This is a genomic window from Jeotgalibacillus marinus (genome assembly GCF_040801915.1).
Classification (GTDB): Bacteria; Bacillota; Bacilli; order Bacillales; family Jeotgalibacillaceae; genus Jeotgalibacillus; species Jeotgalibacillus marinus.
This window is the reverse complement of sequence record NZ_JBFMIA010000381.1, coordinates 1-213: the sequence shown is the minus strand read 5'-3', so window position 1 is coordinate 213 and position 213 is coordinate 1. Positions and strand designations below refer to the sequence as shown.

Annotated in this window: 1 protein-coding gene; it reads right to left on the bottom strand. The window is 66.2% G+C overall.

Translation table 11 applies throughout. The annotated features are described in order from the left end of the window. Window positions 1-213, bottom strand: a 213-nt coding sequence (locus tag AB1471_RS18245) for a carboxymuconolactone decarboxylase family protein (RefSeq protein ID WP_367781123.1), incomplete at both ends; no start/stop codon positions are given.

Here is a 213-nt window from a genome sequence, read left to right as displayed (position 1 = left end):
AGAGCGCGACCGCGTTGTCAAGCACGCTCTCGGCCTTGCCTTCGCGGGCCAAGCGGATCGCATCCGCCGACAAACCGGCGCCCTTGCCCATCAGCGTGTGTGCCGAGAGGCAGTAGTGACATTCGTTCGCCTGGGCCACGGTCAGCGCGATGATCTCGCGCTGCTTGGCCGTGAGCACGCCATGGCCAAGCGCGTCGGACAGAGCGAGGTAAC